Origin of the sequence: Enterobacter sp. PTB (genome assembly GCF_051130085.1) — a bacterium.
Classification (GTDB): Bacteria; Pseudomonadota; Gammaproteobacteria; order Enterobacterales; family Enterobacteriaceae; genus Enterobacter; species Enterobacter ludwigii.
Genome location: NZ_JBDKEE010000005.1, coordinates 281,664 through 299,178 on the forward strand (window position 1 = coordinate 281,664; position 17,515 = coordinate 299,178).

The window sequence follows — 17,515 nt, forward strand, 5'->3', positions numbered from 1 at the left end:
GAGGGATCGTTTTATCGTCCGGTCTGCTGTTTTTGAAGTGATATCGGTGATTATGGACATGCTTTTTCTCCGAAGCCCGGTATGCCGTTTGTTTTGACTATCCGTGGATCCCGCCAAATCCGAAAACCCTGCGATAGCAATATCGCAGGGTTTTTTCGTTCTACAACCCAATCACCAGTTCCCCTGAATGGCTTCGCGAGCAGCACAGCGCCACCTGCTGGTCTGCCGCGCTTTTCTCCGCCTCCGACTGCACGCTATCCCGGTGATCCACTACGCCGTCGATAACCGGCGTCAGACAGGCGCCGCAAATCCCCATTTCACAGGAGAGCGGTACCGCCACGCCTTTTTCCAGCAGCACCTGCGCGATAGTTTTGTCCTCCGGCACCGGCCAGCGCTCGCCGGTTGATGCCAGCTTGACTGTAAAAATCTCGCCCGTTTCATTACAGTCGGCGGGTATAACGGGCTGGAATGCTTCGCTGTGAAGATTGCTCTCCGCCCAGCCTCTCGCGAGGGCGACCTGATACACTTTCTCCATAAAACCTGCCGGCCCGCAGACCCAGGCGTGGAAACCGGGCGCTGGCATGGGCATGTGCTCTGCCAGCGCAGTGCGCGGGCTGATGGTATGGATGACACACTCGCCGTGTTTAAATTGCATGAGTTCATGCGCAAACGCCGCGTTGCCATGCTCTTTAACGTAATAGTACAGCGTAAACGGGGCGCCGGAAGCCTCCAGCTGCCGGGCCATCGCATACAAGGGCGTTATGCCTATCCCTGCCGCCAGCAGCAAGAAGCGTTCAGCCTCGTGCAGCGCAAACAGATTGCGCGGTGAGGAGATAAGCAGTTTCTGCCCCGGACGTAGCGTCTCGTGAACATAGCGTGACCCGCCGCGCGAGGCGGCTTCACGTCCTACGCAAATAAGATAGCTCTCGCTGTCGCTTGCTCCGGTCAGCGAATACTGGCGAACCAGCCCGCAGGGCAGATGCACGTCAATGTGCGCCCCTGGCTGCCAGCCCGGCAGGGGGTCACCGCATTCTGACACAAGCCTGACGGCGAGACTCTTATCCCCCTCACGCCAGAGACCGTCGACAATAACGCTCAACATTTCGCTCATCACGTTCCTCCGTCACACCAGGAAAAACTCGCCGAAGCCCATCTTTTTCAGCCCCCGGCGGTAGGCAATCGAGCTTTTATCCGCAGGGATGTGGGCTTCCAGAGTCAGATCCAGCGGCAGGCTTTCCGGGCGCTGCGTCTCAACCATCAGGCGGTCTTCTTCAAAAATACGCAAATTGAAGGCGTGCACTTCCTCTACCGGAATATGCAGGTCAAAGTTGCGCGCGATAGGGGCGAACATGCGGGTTACCCGTGAAGAGACGGGCGAGGCGGCGTTCATGATCACCAGCCTGGCTTCCCCCGGAAAATGGATCGTCAGCGTGGCGGTAAACGGCAGATGCATTTCAAAATGACGCAGCCACTGGAAGCCTTCCGGGGCCTGGACATCGGAGCTGGCGGGGTAGTTGCTCACCGAGCTCCAGTAATCGGCAACAAAGCCAAACGGCGTCTCCTGGGGCTGATAGTGGGGAACCAGCGGATTATTGGGGTCAGCAAAGGTGTCAGTGTGGATCCAGGCAAAATGCGCCACGTCCAGAAACCCTTCCACCTGACGGCCGGCGAAGCCATTCACTTCAAACGCCGGGCAGTTGATCTGCTGAAATCCGTCGTTATCCCAGTGCGGCATGGTGGGCAGCGGCATTGGGTTATCGGGATCAAACGCCAGGCAGGTCCAGATCAACCCAAAGCGCTCCTCCACGGCATAGTTGATCAGGTTAAGCTTCGCGGGAACCGGCTGGTCAGGGCTGGACGGAATGCGGTTGCAGCGTCCATCTTCACCAAAGCGTAAGCCATGATAAGGGCAGATTATCCCGTGTTCATCGTGAAAGCCCAGCGTCAGCGGTACGCCGCGGTGCGGGCAAACGTCCCGGGCTACCACAACCTGGTCTTTGACGCGGTAGATAACCAGTTGTTCGTCGAGCAGGGTGGCTTTGACCGGTGCCGCGCCGATGTCGCAGGCGCGAGCAACCGGATGCCAGCATTTTGCCAGACGCAGCCAGTCCTCTGGCTCAAACGTACAATGGGCGGGTGGAGTCGGTTGTATTTTCATGGTTGTCCCTCTCGCGTTCAGCCTAAAGGCCCGGCCTGAATGGTGTCGCACAGACCGTTAATGATGCGCTCTCCGGTCTCTTCTTTGAGCTCCTGGTACCAGGCCCGGGTCAATGCCATGTCTTTGCCATGCGTGATATCACAGCGTTTACGGGCCTTAAGCACCAGGTCGCGGACCCGGTCACAGCGCAGCGCTTCGTACTGCCGCAACGCCAGTGCGATGTTGTGGTTCTCGCGCAGGCAGTCACCCAGCACCACGGCGTCCTCCATCGCCGCGCATCCGCCCTGGCCGATATCCGGCGTGGTGCTGTGCGCGGCATCGCCAAGAAGCGCCACGTTGCCGCGCACCAGGGTGTCGAACGGTTCAATGTCGTGGATTTCGATACGGTTTGTGGTCTCGGGATCCAGCACGGCGATGAGCTTCTGCACCGGTGGCGCCCAGCCGCGGAAGTAGCCCGTGAGATCGGCGCGAAGGGTAGTGCGATCTTCCGCCAGCCCGAGGGGGAGCGGAACATCAAAAAAGAAATAGAAACGTCCGCCGGCGACGGGCATCAGCGAAACGCGCTTGCCCTCGCCGACGAAGGTGGTCCACTGGTGCGCAGGGGCAATCTCTTCATCAATCTTCACCAGCCCGTTCCAGTTGACGTAACCGGCGTAGCGGCGCTCGGGCGTATAGCCCAGCACGTACGGGCGAACCGCGGAGTGACTGCCATCGGCGGCAATCAGGAAATCCCCCGTCGCGGTAGTACCGTCGGTAAAGGTGACGGTGACGCCAGATGCGTCCTCACGGACGCTTTCAACGCGTTTGCCGAACTGAACGTTCTCGCGCCCCCAGAAGTTCAGCATTTCGCGCTGCAGTTCCGTACGCGACACGGGGCAGGGGCGACCGCCCGTGCGCTCGACCAGCGGGGCAAGGCTAAAGCGGGTGAGGGTATCGCCGCGCCGGTGATCCTTATAGGCCATAAAGCGCATAGGGCCGCCGTAGGTCTCGATGATGTCGCCCATCCCGAGGTGCTGCATGCATTTCACCCCATTGGGCCAGATGGAGATGGCCGCACCGACGGGCTTCATCTCTTTCACGGCCTCAAACACGGTACAGTCGATTCCCGCCTTCTTCAGCGCTACAGCGGCGCTCAGGCCGCCAATGCCCGCGCCAATAACGATTGCTCTCATGCTTCTCTCCTTTTGCAGGGTGTAAAAAGGGAAGAGCAATTTGCGTACCAGGCTGCAGAGTGGCGAAAAGCGCGTTGTATGGTGTGGTTTTGCACTGCTAAGGTGCGCAAACGCGGTGAGAATGCCTTTTTATGAATCAATAATTTCCTGTTGTGCGATCCGGAATCGACTGTTTCATAGGGGATGGCAAGAGTGGCGTAGTTTGTGCAAAGCGAGAAAACGACGATATGACGGGAGTGAGTATGATTGCACTGCAAACTTTTAATCAACTGAGCCACGAAGAGGCGCTCGCGCGGTTGCAGCCCTGCGTGGCGTTGCCCGACTGGGCCGATGCGCTGGTGCAGGGGCGGCCCTATTTACACCGCAAAGCACTGTTCGACGCCGCCCGGACACTGGCCCAAACCTGGGATGAAACGGCGCTTACGCAGGCCCTGAATGCGCACCCGCGAATTGGTGAGAAACCGACGGGAGCCCGGGCGGAGGCGGTGCTTTCGCGCCAGGAGCAGGGCGCCGTCGACAACCGCGACAGGCAGCTGGCACAGGCACTGCAGGAAGGGAACGCTCGCTACGAGGCCCGTTTTGGACGCGTGTTTTTAATCCGCGCGAAAGGCCGTAGCGGTGAGGAGATTTTACGCGCCCTCAACGCCCGGCTGGAAAACAGCGATGCGCAGGAGGTACAGGCCGCACTGGAACAGCTGCGGGAAATTACGCTGCTTCGGCTGGAAGGAGTCATTGACGAATGAGTACGTTAAGCACGCATATTCTTGATATTTCGACGGGAAAACCGGCGCAGGGCGTAAGGGTTTATCTTGAGCAGGACGGCGTCGTATTGGCCACTGCTTTCACTAACGCCCAGGGGCGCATCACCGCGTTTATCCCTTTCCTGCCAGCAGGACGTTACCGGCTGGTGGCTGAGATTGGGGCTTGGTTCACCGAAACCGGCCGCGACACGCTTTACCCCTGCGCACAGATCGATTTTGTGACGGGAGAAACGGCAGACGAGCACTTCCACCTGCCGTTTGTGATTGCGCCGGGCGGGTGGTCAACCTACCGCGGCAGTTGACCACACCTGCACACCGTTGACCCAGGTCTCGCTAATATTGCGCTCGTCGCCCAGGGTCATCAGCACAAACAGCTGCTCATAAATGTCCTGACAGCGCCGGTTACGCAGGCGCTGTAGCGGCGTAACGGCCGGGTCGATGACGATAAAATCGGCCTCTTTGCCGGGGGCGAAATTGCCAATCTTATCGTCCAGCCTCAGGGCGTGAGCGCCGCCCAGCGTGGCGTGATAAAACGCTTCGCTGGCGCGCAGGCGGTAGCTCTGCAGCTGACCCACCTTGTACGCCTCCCCGAGGGTGCGCAGCATGCTGAAGGTGGTTCCGGCACCCACATCGGTGCCAATGCCCATACGCACCTGGTGTTGCCAGCAGGCGGGTAAGCGGAACAGTCCGCTGCCAAGAAACAGGTTCGAGGTGGGGCAAAACGCCACCGCCGAGCCGGTATCGTGCAGACAGCGCCACTCGCTCTCATGGAGGTGGATCCCATGGGCAAACACGCTGCGTTCGCCGGTCAGCCCGTAATGATGATACACATCCAGATAACGTTCATGTTCCGGCCACAGATCGCTTACCCAGGCCACTTCATTTGGGTTTTCGCTCAGATGGGTCTGCATCCACGTGTCGGGAAACTCCTCTCTGAGCAGGCTGACCGCGGCCAGCAGTTCCGGTGAGGAGGTCGGGGCAAAGCGTGGCGTAATGGCGTAGCCCAACCGTCCACGGTGGTGCCAGCGCTGGATCAACTCGCGCGTCTGCCGGTAGCTCTCTTTCGCGGTTTCACTCAGGTAGTCAGGCGTGTGGCGGTCCATCATCACCTTCCCGGCGATAAGGCGCATGTTAAGGCGCAGGGCCTCGGTGAACAGCGCCTCGACCGATTCAGGATGCAACGTACAAAACACCAGTGCGGTGGTGGTGCCGTGGCTGACCAGTTGGTTGATGAAAAACGCCGCAATCTCTTTCGCATAGGCCTCATCGGCAAACTGGCTTTCTACCGGGAACGTGTAGGTGGTCAGCCACTCCAGCAGCTGCTCACCAAAAGCGCCAATCATCTCCGTCTGCGGGTAATGGACGTGGGTATCGACAAAACCCGGGAGCAGCAGTTTGCCGCGCAGGTCGGTGTACCCTTTATAGGGATCAAGATACTGCTCGCCCTCCTGCCAGGCCATCTGGGCCAGAATTTTGCCGTTATGGATGAACAGCAGCCCGTCTTCAAGGTAGCGCGCCTGTTGGGCGATAACGTCTGCACTGTCGCAGACCTGGGCAATATCAAAAAATGCACCGCGGATCGCAGTCTGGTAGTCCATCATGTTTCCTGCCTTAGTGTTTGCGTAGCGGGGTGATGAGACTGAGCAAAAACGGTGCCAGAATGAAAAAGGCCGCAGAGGAACTGCGGCCCGGAGGAAGGGTTACTCTTTTTGCGTTGCCACGTGGGGGCTGAACGACGAGGCGCCTGCCGCTTCACGCTCTTCCCGCGCCAGCCAGCGGTAGGTGACCCCGCCCAGGAAGACGCCGATAAACCAGCTAAAGTTGGCCACTTCATGCAGGGAGGGAATAAAGCTTATCACCAGTCCAACGGCAACGGATGGCACCAGCGCGCCGATGGCTTTCGGGTTGAAACCGTTGCGATACCAGTATTTGCCTTTTGGCGTGTCATCAAACAGATCGTCTACGGAGACCTTGCCGCGCTTAATCAGGTAAAAATCGGCAATCAGAATCCCGAACAGCGGGCCAATAAACGCCCCGAGCACGTCCAGAGTGTAGTGGATAAGCTCCGGCGAGTTAAACAGGTTCCACGGGGTTAACAGGATAGAGCCGACGGCGGCGATCATCCCCCCGGTACGGAAGCTGATTTTTTGCGGTGAACAGTTAGAGAAATCAAACGCCGGGGAGACGAAGTTCGCCACGATGTTGATCCCGATGGTGGCGGTGATCATGGTCAGCAAGCCAATGGCCACGGCCAGATCGTTGCCCACACGGCTGACGGTTTCAATCGGGTCAGTGATCATGCGGCCAAACAGCGATTGCGTACCCGACACAATCACCACGGTAACGATGGAGAACAGCAGGAAGTTAAACGGCAGGCCCCAGCGGTTACCGCGGCGGATCTCCCCCATGCTTTTACCGTAGCGGGAGAAGTCACCAAAATTGAGCAGCGGGCCGGAGAAGTAAGAGACCACCAGCGCCGTGGCGGTGATCATCTGCCAGGTCTGCTCACCGGCGCTCAGGGATTTGCTGGCAAGGGTAAAGGAGATGCCGTCAAAACCGGTCTTGTATACAATCCATCCCGCCAGCGCCAGCATCACTACGTAGACCGCCGGACCGGCGATATCAATAAAGCGCTTAATGGCGCTCATGCCGTGCCAGAAGACCATCGCCTGCAGCACCCACATGATAGCGAAACAGATCCAGCCAAGATGCGACAGGCCCAGGAACGAACCGGTGGTGAGCGTCGCGAGTGAAGGCCAGAACTTAAGCGCCACCAGCATCAGCGCGTTGGCGGCCAGGTAGGTCTGAATACCGTACCACGCGAAAGCAATCAGCCCGCGGATCACCGCCGGAATATTGGCCCCGAAAACGCCAAATGCCTGACGGCAAATCACCGCGTAGGGTACGCCTGCCATCTGGCTCGGTTTCGCCACCAGGTTGGCGCACAACTGCACAATGCAAATCCCTATCAGCAGGCAGAGCAAAACCTGCCAGCTTGCCAGCCCGAGCGTAAAGAAGCTCGCGGCAACAACATAACCCCCCATGCTGTGGACGTCCGACATCCAGAAAGAAAAGATGTTGTACCAGCTCCAGTTCTGGTCACGCGTCGGTGCCAGATCCTCATTGCAAAGCCGTGGGCTGTAAACCGCACCGGAATCAGCGGCCGTACCGTGCTGCGCGTTTTGTCTGTTTGGCATGAAACCTGCTCCTGTGAATGAAAACCCGTTAAGTGGGAGTGCAGACGGTGTTGCAGGATCCAGGCCAAAATAATAAATCTTGTATGCAATATTTTATTTTTATGTATACGATTCGATAGCGAAAAGTAAAAATCGGAGTGGTTAATGAACAACATAAACAGCCTGCAGACCGCGCCAGACCTGCATGACAAAGATGAATCCATCTTTCAGGCGCTGATGACCGCGATAGTCGAACATCAGTTGCTCCCGGGAAGTAAATTGCCTGAAGAGGCGCTGGCTGAGGTCTTCGGCGTGAGCCGCACCGGTATTCGCAAGGTGCTGCAACGACTCGCCGCTGTGCAAATGGTCACCTTAACGCCCAAACGTGGTGCACACGTGGCCAGCCCGACGGTAGAAGAGGCGCAGCAGATCTTCCGCACGCGCGCTCTGCTTGAGGTGGCTAACCTGCCGGACGTGCTGGCCCACTGTCAGCCGCCGCATCTGGCTGCACTGGAAGGGATTATTCGCCAGGAGCAGCAGGCGCACGAAGCGTATGACGGTCCCGCCGCAATCCGCCACTCCGCCAATTTCCATATTCAGCTTCAGGCCATTTCAGGCAATCAGGTGCTGACAGAGATGGTGACCGGCCTGAGCCAGCGGTCGTCGCTGGTGATCGCCGCCTGGGGCGCGCCGTGGCGTCAGGGCTGCCGCTGCAATGACCACGAGCAACTGGTCGAACTCTTGCGCCAGAAGGCGCTCCAGCCCCTGAGTGAGGCCTTAATGCACCATTTTGAACATATTGTTGCCAGCCTCTGTTTCGAACGGGCCGGTGAGTGCCTGCCTGATTTTGCCCGGCTGTTCGCCAGCCACAAGGAGTCGTAATGTCGTCTGTTTGTATACAAGTGATTAACCCCAACACCAGCCTCGCGATGACGGAAACCATCGGCGCCGCAGCCCGCGCGGTAGCAGCACCGGGAACGGAGATCCTCGCCGTCTGCCCGAGCGCAGGTGTGCCCTCGATAGAAGGTCATTTTGATGAAGTCATCGCCGCCGTGGGCGTTCTCGAACAGATAAAACGCGGACGGCAACAGGGCGTGGATGGACACGTGATTGCCTGCTTTGGTGACCCCGGCCTGCTGGCGGCGCGCGAGCTGGCGCAGGGGCCGGTCATCGGTATCGCAGAAGCTGCGATGCATATGGCCACGCTGGTGGCAACGCGCTTTTCCGTTGTGACCACGCTGCCGCGCACGCGGATTATCGCCCGTCATCTTTTGCACCAGTATGGTTTCCAGGACCACTGTGCAGCCCTGCATGCCATCGATCTGCCGGTGCTGGCACTGGAAGACGGTAGCGGCCTGGCTCAGGAGAAGGTGCGCGCGCGCTGCATCCAGGCGCTGAAAGAAGATGGCTGCGGCGCGATTGTGCTCGGCTGCGGTGGAATGGCGACGCTGGCGCAGGAGCTGACGCGCGAGCTGCACGTGCCGGTGATCGACGGCGTCAGTGCGGCGGTAAAAATGGTCGAGTCGCTGGTGGCGCTGGGGCTGTCAACCAGCAAGCATGGGGACCTGGCTTTCCCGGAGAAAAAAGCGTTGAGCGGACACTTTCAGGCACTGAATCCATTTTAATTGAGGGGGTGATAATGGCGCTTTTTAACGAGGATTATCCGCGGGACTTACGCGGCTATGCAGGCAAGCCGCCGCACGCGCAGTGGCCGAACCAGGCGCGCATCGCCGTGCAGTTTGTACTCAATTACGAAGAAGGAGCGGAAAACCACGTTCTGCACGGTGATGCCGGCTCAGAACAATTCCTCTCGGACATCATCGGTGCGGCCAGTTATCCGGACAAACACATGTCGATGGACTCCCTCTATGAATACGGCAGCCGTGCCGGGTTCTGGCGGATCCATAACGAATTCTGCAAGCGTGGCCTGCCGCTGACGGTCTTTGGCGTGGCAATGGCGCTGGCGCGACATCCCGATATCGTCGACGCCATCAAAGCGGCTGATTATGACGTGGTCAGCCACGGCTGGCGCTGGATCCACTATCAAAGTATGGATATCAACCAGGAGCGCGAGCACCTGCACAAGGCGGTGCATGTCCTGACTGACCTGTTTGGCAAACCGCCTGCCGGCTGGTACACCGGGCGTGACAGCCCAAACACCCGCCAGCTGGTAGTGGAGCATGGGGGCTTTGACTATGACAGCGACTACTATGGCGATGATTTACCGTTCTGGACGCAAGTGGCGTGCAGCGACGGCACGCGCAAACCCCACCTGATTGTGCCGTATACGCTGGATGCCAACGACATGCGCTTCGCGACCGCGCAGGGGTTCAACACCGCCGAGCAGTTTTATACCTACCTGAAAGACAGCTTTGACGTGTTGTACGAAGAAGGGGAACGTGCGCCGAAGATGATGTCCATCGGCATGCATTGCCGTCTGCTGGGGCGTCCTGGGCGTTTTCGTGCACTCCAGCGGTTCCTCGATTACCTTGCGCAGCACGATCGGGTATGGGTCTGTACCCGCCAGCAGATAGCCGATCACTGGCGTGAAGTGCACCCGTTTCAACAATAACGGTCCAGCAGTGCGCCGGGGGGCGGTGACGCCTGTCCCGGCCTGCTGCTTATCTGATGGGGAAAGAAGCAGGCTGGGCCGGGTTATTAACATTACGCCATCACGCTGACCTGCGCCGCCACAATTCGCCAGCCGTACGGGAAGCGTACCCATGTCTGCTGCTGGCGGCCAATCCGCTCCGTTCCTTCGCGGGTGAATTCGGTGCTACACACGGCGTAATCTTCTCCGAAGGTGGTGATTACCGTATGGCGCAACGTCCTTTGCAGACCCGCGGACGGGCGCGACGCCCGAAAGGCGCGGATTTCCTCAATGCCGTACAGGTTTTCGCCCGCACCGAGACGCACCGTGTTTTTGTCGTGCCAGAACAGCTCATCCAGCACCGGAATGTTGTTGCTTACCAGCGCGTCTTCATAGCGGTAAAAGGCTGCGGTCACTTCTGCAACGACCCACGGAAGGTTAATGTCATCGTGATTTATCATGGTGCCATCTCCGCTGGCCGGGCATCGGTTATTCCGCTTGCTTCCAGCACCCGCGCCACGCGCAGGCAGGCTTGCTCGTTAAACGGTGCGGCGATCAACTGCAGGCCAACAGGTGCGCCCTGAGCGGTGCGCAGCGGGACGGTGGTAACGGGTAAACCTAAAAACGAAATCGGCTGCGTCAGCATGCCCATGCTGGCGCGAACCGGTAACGGCTGGCCGTTGATCTCCATAATCTCTTCGCCAATCCGCGTTGCACTGCGCGGCGTGGCCGGGGCGATCAGCACGTCGGCCTGCGCAAACAGCGCTTTAAACGCCTGTCGGGCCTGCGTGCGAAAACGCTGGGCCTGAATATACCAGGCAGAAGGGATCATCGCGCCGGCCAGCAGTCGCTCGCGCGAATGGGGTTCAAAACGCCCGGGCTCGCGGCGAAGCGCGGGCAGGTACTGATTTCCGCCTTCCGAGGCGCTGATGATAAACGCCGCGGAGCGGGCCAGTTCGGCATCGGGGAATTGCAACGTTTCCTGCACGTCGAGGGCTTTTGCCACCCGCGCCACGGCGTCCCGCATGTCGCTGTCGCACCAGGTACTGAAATAGCCGCCGAGCACCGCGCAGCGCAAACCATCCAGACCGCGGTCGAGCAGGGGCCGGGTCTGCTCCCGGGAACTCTCTGCCTGAAATCCGTCGCTGGTATCCCGACCCTGCAGTGCATCGTACACCGACGCCAGATCGCTCACACGACGGGCAAACGGCCCGATGTGATCCAGACTGGCGACAAACGGATGGCTGCCGGCGCGTGACAGACGACCAAAAGTGGGCTTAAGACCGTATATTCCGCACAGGGAGGCCGGTACGCGAATAGACCCGTTGGTGTCGGTACCGAGCGAAAAATGAACCAGTCCGGCAGCGACCGCCGCGGCAGAGCCGCCGGACGATCCTCCGGCAATGCGCGTCACATCGTGCGGGTTACGAGTTGCGCCGTAGTAACTGTTTTCCGTCGTAAAGCCGTAGGCGTAGGCATCCATGTTGACCATTCCCGACAATAAGCCACCGGCGCTGCGCAACTGGCGTACCGCAAAGCTGTCAGCGGTGGCGGGGGGGCGCTGACTGAACAGCTCTGCACCGGCAAGGGTCGTATGCCCGGCAACGTCGAACAGGTTTTTCACCGCGTAGGGAATGCCTGCCAGCGGCGGCAGAGGGCGTTTCTCCCGACGCAGGGTGTCGATATTCTCGGCTTCGGCCAGCATGCGTTCTTCCGTGACGGTGGTCCAGGCGTTGATATGGGGATTGATGCGCGTAATGGCTTCCAGGGTCTGGCGGGCGATGTCATGGGCGCTCAGGTCGCCTGCACTCAACGCCTGCTGGATCTCACTGATACTCATCTCGTGTAGCGTCATGCTTTGTATACTCCTGCGATCTCCAGATGGTCATCAAGCGGCAGTGCCATCAGCGGGCCGGCCATCGCCGCGATACGGCAGAACTGCACATGGAGTTCTGCCCGGCGGGCGTCATCCAGCTCAACGCCCAGCACGGACTCCATTTGCGCCAGATAGGCATGCCAGTCAGGTTGTGTGGTATTCATCAGTCTCTCCTTAAAATCCGGCGGCGGCGCCGTTGCTGCGCGGGTCAAATGCCCCTTCAAACAGCCCGTTAGGATGGCGAACAATCGCACCCGCGTGGCCCATGGCTTCGCTGAATTCCGGGAGGCACTCCACGTCGTGGCCCAGCGCCCGCAGGCGCGCGACGGTCTGCGGCGTAAAGCGGCCTTCCACCTTCAGGGTGTCGGATGTCTGTCCCCAGGTGCGCCCCAGTAACCAGCGCGGGCGGGCGATGCTCTCCTGCAACGGTACCCCCTGCACCACATAGCGGGTAAACAGGGTGGCCTGGGTTTGCGGCTGGCCGTCACCGCCCATCGAGCCGTAGACCATGACGCGTCCGTCATGCAGACGCGCGGCTGCCGGGTTCAGGGTGTGGAACGGTTGTTTTCCTGGCGCAAGCGCCAGCAGGTGACGGGGATTGAGGCTGAATGAGGCTCCCCGGTTTTGCCAGACGATGCCAGTATCAGGCAGGACCACGCCGCTGCCGAACTCGTGATAAATGCTCTGAATAAACGACACGGCAAGACCGCTGTTATCCATCACCCCCATCCAGACCGTATCACCAGGGCCTTTGCCGCAGCCCCACGGTGCGGCCTGGTTATCATCGACCTGGTCGGCGAGGGCGGCCAGTGCGGCAGGATCCAGCAGACCCTGGATATCGGTTTTCAGCTCGCGCGGGTCGGTGATATGGGCATCGCGCAGACCAAACGCCAGTTTGGTGGCCTCTACTATGCGGTGAACGGTGGTCGCTTCGTCAGCATCGGCCATGGACAGGCGGTCGGTTATCCCGAGGATCGCCAGCGACACCAGCCCCTGCGTTGGCGGCGCGAGGTTCCACACTTCGCCCTGCTGATGCTGTAATTTCAGCGGCGTGGTGCGCCGGGCGACATGCGCGTTTAGGTCAGCCAGGGTGATGGGCAGCCCGAGCGTTGCCATGCCCCGGGCCAGACGCTCCGCCAGCGGGCCGCGATAAAAACTGTCCAGACCGTCTTCTGCGAGGTGCGAGAGCGTGGAAGCCAGCGCCGGTTGATAAAACCGGCTGCCGACCTGCGGCGGTTTGCCGTCAGCCAGCCAGGTCTCTGCGAAGCCGGGCAGGTCCTTCAGTTCATCCAGCTTACTGGCCGTGGCGGCGGCCTGAGACGCGGTCACCGGCGTGCCGTTTCGGGCATAGTCAATGGCGTCTGCCAGCAGGCGATTCAGGGGAAGAGCGGTGCCCGTCAGCGTGCGCGAAATCTTCAGCGCTTCGTCCCAGCCGCTCACCGTTCCCGCCACGGTCAGCGCCGCGCGAGGCCCGCGATGGGGGATCTGAGAGACATCGTCATAGGCGGCAAGCGTCGCCAGTGAGCCTGCTGCGCCGCTGGCGTCAATGGCGACCGGTTCGCCATCGGGCGGCACGATAAGCCAGAAACCGTCCCCACCGAGACCGTTCATGTGCGGGTAAACCACGGCAATGGTTGCGGCGGCGGCGACCATTGCCTCAATCGCGCTACCGCCTTCGCGCAGAATGGCCAGAGCGCTCTGGCTGGCAAGATGGTGGGGCGCCACGGCCATTCCGTGTACGGAGACATTACTTTGCATGGAGAGTCCTTATAACCCAAAAGTCACAAGGTGCTGCAAAAGCTGTTCCAGTTATGAATGAAAAGTTTCACGTCAGTCGTAACATAACGTTTTAAGAAGCTGGCATGCTTAATGAAAGGTATAGTGAGGTGAAACAAAAGTTACAGAGGCTTTATGGAACAGCTTGATGAACGTCTGAAAGCGCAATTCGCGTCGTTGTCACCGCAGGAGCAACGGGTGGCTGATTTTATTTTTGATCATTTCGACGACCTCATTAGTTATAACAGCGCCGAGCTGGCGCAGCTGAGCGGGGTGTCGAAAGCCACGGTGAGCCGTCTGTTTAAGCGTCTGGGCTATGAGAAGTATAAAGAGATGCGCGACGAACTGCGCACGCTGCGCCAGAGCGGCATGCCGCTGACCGATAACCGCGATGCGGTGCAGGGCAACACTCTGCTGGCGCGGCATTATAAGCAGGAGATGGCAAACCTCACCCAGTGGGTCAACGCTCTGGATGCTCAGCAGTTTGCCGAGGCCATGGCCTCAATGGTGAAGGCACGGCGGATTGTGATTATCGGGATGCGCAACGCCTATCCGGCGGCGCTGCACCTGCGCCAGCAGCTGTTGCAGGCGCGCGGACAGGTGCTGCTGCTGCCGCAGCCGGGGCAGAGCCTGAGCGAGGAACTGGTCGATCTCACGCCCGACGATCTGGTGATTATGATGGCATTTCGCCGTCGCCCGCGGATCGTTCGGCCGCTGTTGCAGCAGCTTCAGCACAGCGGTATTCCGGTTCTGCTGATGTGTGAGCCGCAGGCGCACAGCCTGTTTCCGCTGACCAGCTGGCAGCTCTGCGCCCCGCTGGACAGCGTCTCGGCGTACGACAGCTACTCGTCGGTCAACAGTCTGATCAACCTGCTGGCTAATGCCTTCCTGCATGAAATCCTCGATAAAGGCCGTCCCCGGATCCACGATATCGCCTCCCTGTATCAGCAGCTGGACGAACTGGAACAGCGATAATGGGGCATCAGGCTGGTGCTTTGCATTAAAATAGTGCAGAAAAGCGGGGCGGAAAAGGGAGGCCTTTTCCGCCCCGCTCTCGTTTTATCAGGCCTTCAGAGAAAATTTCCCGTTTCGCTTCATCTGGCACATTAGTTGCAAAATCCAATTCAAAGAATCTTTTGTTTCATGTTAACGTTACGGGGAAGCACCATGAAAAAGTTATTGATTGCACTGACCGGGGCCGTCTGTCTGTTTGCAAACCTGCCAGCAAAAGCTGACCAGCTTCAGGATATTGAGAAACGCGGCACTCTTCGTATCGCCGTCCCGCAGGATTTTCCTCCGTTTGGTTCGGTCGGGACCGATCTCCAGCCGCAGGGCTACGACATTGACATGGCGCGCTATCTGGCAAAACAGATGAAGCTCAAGCTGCAGCTGGTGCCGGTGACCAGTGCCAACCGCGTGCCGTATCTGCAAACCGATAAGGTGGATCTGGTGATCTCAAGCCTCGGTAAAAACGCCGAGCGTGAAAAGGTGATCGATTTTAGCCGGGCCTATGCGCCGTTCTTCCTCGGCGTGTTCGGCCCGAAAGGGGCTGAGCTGAAAGATGCTGCTCAACTGAGTGGAAAAACCATTGGCGTGACGCGCGGCGCGGTGGAGGACATGGTGCTGACCAGCCTTGCGCCGAAAGATGCAGACGTCAAACGCTACGAAGACAATAACACCACGCTGTCGGCTTACCTGTCCGGTCAGGTCCAGTACGTGGCGACAGGTAATCTGGTCGTGGCGGCGATTTCCCGCCAGAACGCCGCCAAAGCCCCGGTTCCGAGCTTTATGCTGAAGGACTCGCCGTGCTTTATCGGGCTGAAGAAAAACGAACCGGCGCTGAAAGCGAAAGTTGATGCGGTGATCGAGCAGGGAATTAAAGACGGCACCCTGAATAGCCTCTCTGAGCAGTGGCTGAAAGCGCCGTTGCCGGCAAGCCTGGGCGTGTAAGGCGATGACAGAGCAACTCCATTTCTCTGCGCTCTGGCCGTACTGGCCGGCGCTGCTGGCAGGGCTGTGGGTCACCATTCAACTGACGGTGATGGCAACCCTCGGCGGGCTGGCGATCGGTATTTTCGGGGCGGCGATTCGCAGCGGCCGGACGACGTGGTTCAGCCGGATCTGGGGCGGCTACGTGGAGATTATCCGCAACACGCCCTTTGTCGTGCAGCTGTTTTTCATTGTGTTCGGTCTACCGAATCTGGGGCTGAAGATGACGGCGGGCGAAGCGGCGCTGCTGGCAATGGTCGTCAACCTGGGCGCGTACAGCACGGAGATTGTCCGTGCCGGTATTCAGGTTACGCCCAAAGGACAGTGGGAGGCCGGCCGCGTGCTGGGGCTTACCCGCCTGCAAACGTTTATACGTGTGGTGCTGCCACCGGCCCTGCAGCGTATTTATCCGGCGCTGGTCAGCCAGTGCATTATCGTTATGCTCGGTTCGTCGGTGGTGTCGCAGGTCTCCTATGAAGAGCTGACTTTTGCCGCCAACCTGATTCAGTCAAGAACGTTCCTGAGCTTTGAGGTCTATCTGGTGACCACCGGAATTTACCTGGTGCTGTCAATTACCCTGCGCCAGCTAATGATGGCGGCAGGACGGAAGTGGCTGGGGGTACAGGCATGATGACCACCTTTACCGACTGGGACATTATTCGCAATCTGCTGCTCGCCGGACGCTGGACGGTGCTGCTGTCGCTGGTGGCGTTTGTCGGCGGGGCGGCGGTAACGCTGCCGCTGTTGCTGTTGCGCCTCACGGGCGGGCGTACGGTAAAACGTCTTATCCGCGGCTATATCGAACTGTTTCAGGGCACGCCGCTGCTGATGCAACTGTTCCTGGCCTTCTTCGGCGTGGCGCTGTTGGGTATCGATGTTTCGCCGTGGACCGCCGCGTCGCTGGCCCTGACGTTCTACACCAGCGCCTTTTTGCTTGATATCTGGTTTGGCAGTATTCGTGCGCTGCCGAAAGGGCAGTGGGAGGCGTCGCGCTGTCTGGGGCTGACCTTCGGCCAGACGCTGTTTCGCGTGGTGGCTCCCCAGGCGTTACGCATCGCCATCGCCCCAACGGTGGGGTTCGCCGTGCAGGTGATTAAGGGGACCGCGCTGGCATCCATTATCGGTTTTATCGAGCTGACCAAGGCCGGGACGATGCTGACCAACGTGACCTATCAGCCGTTTAAAGTCTTTGCGCTGGTGGCGCTCGGCTACTTCATTCTGTGTTATCCGCTGTCGCGCTACAGCCGTTATCTGGAGACTAAATTCAATGCCTCTCATCACCATTAATCAGGTGCAGAAGTACTACGGCGATAACCACGTGCTCAAGGGCGTGGATCTGGACATCGACATGGGCCAGGTCATTTCAATTATCGGGCGCAGCGGTTCGGGTAAAAGCACGCTGTTGCGCTGCATTAACGGCCTCGAAGGGTATCAGGACGGCAGCATCAAGCTCGGCGGCATGACCATTACCGACCGGGATTCCCAGGCGCGTGAAATCAGCCGCTCGGTCGGCATGGTATTTCAGAACTTCAACCTTTTCCCGCACATGACGGCGATGGAAAACGTGATGCTCGCGCCACGTCGGGTGCTGAAGAAAAGCGCAGCAGAATGTCAGGTGCTGGCGCAGCGCATGCTGGAGAAAGTCGGGCTGGGTGACCGTCTGGATTACTACCCGTCAAGCCTCTCCGGGGGCCAGCAGCAGCGCGTGGCGATTGCCCGTGCTCTGGCGATGTCGCCTAAAGTTTTACTCTGTGACGAGATAACTTCCGCGCTCGATCCGGAACTGGTAGGCGAAGTGCTCAAGGTGCTGGAACAACTGGCCGCTGAGGGGATGACGCTGATCCTGGTGACCCATGAAATGAATTTTGCCCGCGAAGTGGGCGACCGCGTGGTGTTTATGCATCAGGGGCGCGTCTGGGAGCAGGGCGACAGCAAAACGCTGTTCGCTAACCCACAGACCACTGAGCTTAAACAGTTTATCTCCTCCGTGCGCGGCCTCAATTAACTAAGGACTTAA

17 protein-coding genes and 2 pseudogenes are annotated in these 17,515 nt (G+C 59.4%); 10 read left to right on the plus strand and 9 right to left on the minus strand.

The genetic code is table 11. The features are described 5' to 3' along the window. Positions 1 to 160 precede the first annotated feature (160 nt). The 3 genes from AAIR21_RS09000 to hpxO are packed head-to-tail and all read right to left on the minus strand — an operon-like array spanning position 161 to position 3,330. Positions 161 to 1,111, minus strand: a complete 951-nt coding sequence (locus AAIR21_RS09000; RefSeq protein WP_183516482.1) for a PDR/VanB family oxidoreductase — start codon at positions 1,109 to 1,111, stop codon at positions 161 to 163. 12 nt (positions 1,112 to 1,123) lie between these two features. Then, positions 1,124 to 2,158: a molybdenum cofactor-independent xanthine hydroxylase subunit HpxD gene (hpxD, locus tag AAIR21_RS09005; protein WP_032677828.1), complete on the minus strand. Its 1,035-nt coding sequence runs from the start codon at positions 2,156 to 2,158 to the stop codon at positions 1,124 to 1,126. A gap of 17 nt (positions 2,159 to 2,175) precedes the next feature. Continuing rightward, a complete protein-coding gene (hpxO, locus tag AAIR21_RS09010) occupies positions 2,176 to 3,330 on the minus strand; it encodes an FAD-dependent urate hydroxylase HpxO (RefSeq protein WP_183516481.1) in 1,155 nt (384 codons plus the stop codon). 242 nt (positions 3,331 to 3,572) lie between these two features. On the opposite strand from hpxO, the gene uraD reads away from it, so the two are divergent. Then, a complete protein-coding gene (gene uraD / locus AAIR21_RS09015; protein ID WP_183516480.1) occupies positions 3,573 to 4,073 on the plus strand; it encodes a 2-oxo-4-hydroxy-4-carboxy-5-ureidoimidazoline decarboxylase in 501 nt (166 codons plus the stop codon). After that, positions 4,070 to 4,393 carry a hydroxyisourate hydrolase gene (gene uraH, locus AAIR21_RS09020; protein WP_014169459.1) on the plus strand — a complete coding sequence of 108 codons (324 nt, stop codon included), beginning with the start codon at positions 4,070 to 4,072 and terminating at the stop codon, positions 4,391 to 4,393. Before uraD ends, uraH begins: the two co-directional genes overlap by 4 nt. Here uraH and guaD read toward each other — a convergent pair. Both guaD and AAIR21_RS09030 read right to left on the minus strand, forming a co-directional pair. Then, a complete protein-coding gene (guaD, locus tag AAIR21_RS09025) occupies positions 4,373 to 5,692 on the minus strand; it encodes a guanine deaminase (protein ID WP_032670561.1) in 1,320 nt (439 codons plus the stop codon). The genes uraH and guaD overlap by 21 nt on opposite strands. A 99-nt stretch (positions 5,693 to 5,791) precedes the next feature. After that, positions 5,792 to 7,288, minus strand: a complete 1,497-nt coding sequence (locus AAIR21_RS09030) for an NCS1 family nucleobase:cation symporter-1 (protein ID WP_047744277.1) — start codon at positions 7,286 to 7,288, stop codon at positions 5,792 to 5,794. Between the two features lie 144 nt (positions 7,289 to 7,432). On the opposite strand from AAIR21_RS09030, the gene AAIR21_RS09035 reads away from it, so the two are divergent. The 3 genes and pseudogenes from AAIR21_RS09035 to puuE form a co-directional block, all read left to right on the plus strand. Further along, complete coding sequence (locus AAIR21_RS09035) at positions 7,433 to 8,149, plus strand: GntR family transcriptional regulator (protein ID WP_020884746.1); 717 nt, start codon at positions 7,433 to 7,435, stop codon at positions 8,147 to 8,149. Further along, positions 8,149 to 9,019: pseudogene (locus AAIR21_RS09040) on the plus strand (aspartate/glutamate racemase family protein); the annotation flags it as partial. The gene AAIR21_RS09035 and the pseudogene AAIR21_RS09040, both read left to right, overlap by 1 nt. After that, a pseudogene (puuE, locus tag AAIR21_RS09045) lies at positions 8,922 to 9,839 on the plus strand (allantoinase PuuE); the annotation flags it as partial. The pseudogenes AAIR21_RS09040 and puuE, both read left to right, overlap by 98 nt. A 92-nt stretch (positions 9,840 to 9,931) precedes the next feature. Here puuE and hpxZ read toward each other — a convergent pair. From hpxZ to hpxW, 4 genes are read right to left on the minus strand one after another with little or no spacing between them, the layout of a single operon-like run. Then, positions 9,932 to 10,318, minus strand: a complete 387-nt coding sequence (hpxZ, locus tag AAIR21_RS09050) for an oxalurate catabolism protein HpxZ (RefSeq protein WP_044859131.1) — start codon at positions 10,316 to 10,318, stop codon at positions 9,932 to 9,934. Beyond that, a complete protein-coding gene (locus tag AAIR21_RS09055; protein WP_059305462.1) occupies positions 10,315 to 11,712 on the minus strand; it encodes an AtzE family amidohydrolase in 1,398 nt (465 codons plus the stop codon). The genes hpxZ and AAIR21_RS09055 overlap by 4 nt, the downstream gene beginning before the upstream one ends. Continuing rightward, positions 11,709 to 11,897: an oxalurate catabolism protein HpxX gene (gene hpxX / locus AAIR21_RS09060; RefSeq protein WP_104440246.1), complete on the minus strand. Its 189-nt coding sequence runs from the start codon at positions 11,895 to 11,897 to the stop codon at positions 11,709 to 11,711. Before hpxX ends, AAIR21_RS09055 begins: the two co-directional genes overlap by 4 nt. Positions 11,898 to 11,907: 10 nt before the next feature. Next, positions 11,908 to 13,491, minus strand: coding sequence for an oxamate amidohydrolase (gene hpxW, locus AAIR21_RS09065; RefSeq protein WP_183516476.1), 1,584 nt, complete (start codon positions 13,489 to 13,491; stop codon positions 11,908 to 11,910). A gap of 153 nt (positions 13,492 to 13,644) precedes the next feature. On the opposite strand from hpxW, the gene hpxU reads away from it, so the two are divergent. The 5 genes from hpxU to AAIR21_RS09090 all read left to right on the plus strand — a co-directional run bounded on the left by hpxU (position 13,645) and on the right by AAIR21_RS09090 (position 17,503). Continuing rightward, positions 13,645 to 14,484 (plus strand): MurR/RpiR family transcriptional regulator HpxU, encoded by an 840-nt coding sequence (gene hpxU / locus AAIR21_RS09070; protein WP_183516475.1) that lies wholly within the window; start codon positions 13,645 to 13,647, stop codon positions 14,482 to 14,484. A gap of 192 nt (positions 14,485 to 14,676) precedes the next feature. Further along, the gene (locus tag AAIR21_RS09075) at positions 14,677 to 15,459 is read left to right on the plus strand and encodes a transporter substrate-binding domain-containing protein (protein WP_020884739.1); all 783 of its coding nucleotides are present in this window, start codon (positions 14,677 to 14,679) and stop codon (positions 15,457 to 15,459) included. A 4-nt stretch (positions 15,460 to 15,463) separates the two neighbouring features. Further along, on the plus strand, positions 15,464 to 16,129 hold the full coding sequence (locus AAIR21_RS09080) for an amino acid ABC transporter permease (RefSeq protein ID WP_014169471.1): 666 nt from the start codon (positions 15,464 to 15,466) through the stop codon (positions 16,127 to 16,129). Further along, positions 16,129 to 16,785: an amino acid ABC transporter permease gene (locus AAIR21_RS09085; protein WP_025204495.1), complete on the plus strand. Its 657-nt coding sequence runs from the start codon at positions 16,129 to 16,131 to the stop codon at positions 16,783 to 16,785. Before AAIR21_RS09080 ends, AAIR21_RS09085 begins: the two co-directional genes overlap by 1 nt. Then, on the plus strand, positions 16,766 to 17,503 hold the full coding sequence (locus AAIR21_RS09090) for an amino acid ABC transporter ATP-binding protein (protein WP_020884737.1): 738 nt from the start codon (positions 16,766 to 16,768) through the stop codon (positions 17,501 to 17,503). Before AAIR21_RS09085 ends, AAIR21_RS09090 begins: the two co-directional genes overlap by 20 nt. The last annotated feature ends 12 nt before the right edge of the window (positions 17,504 to 17,515 follow it).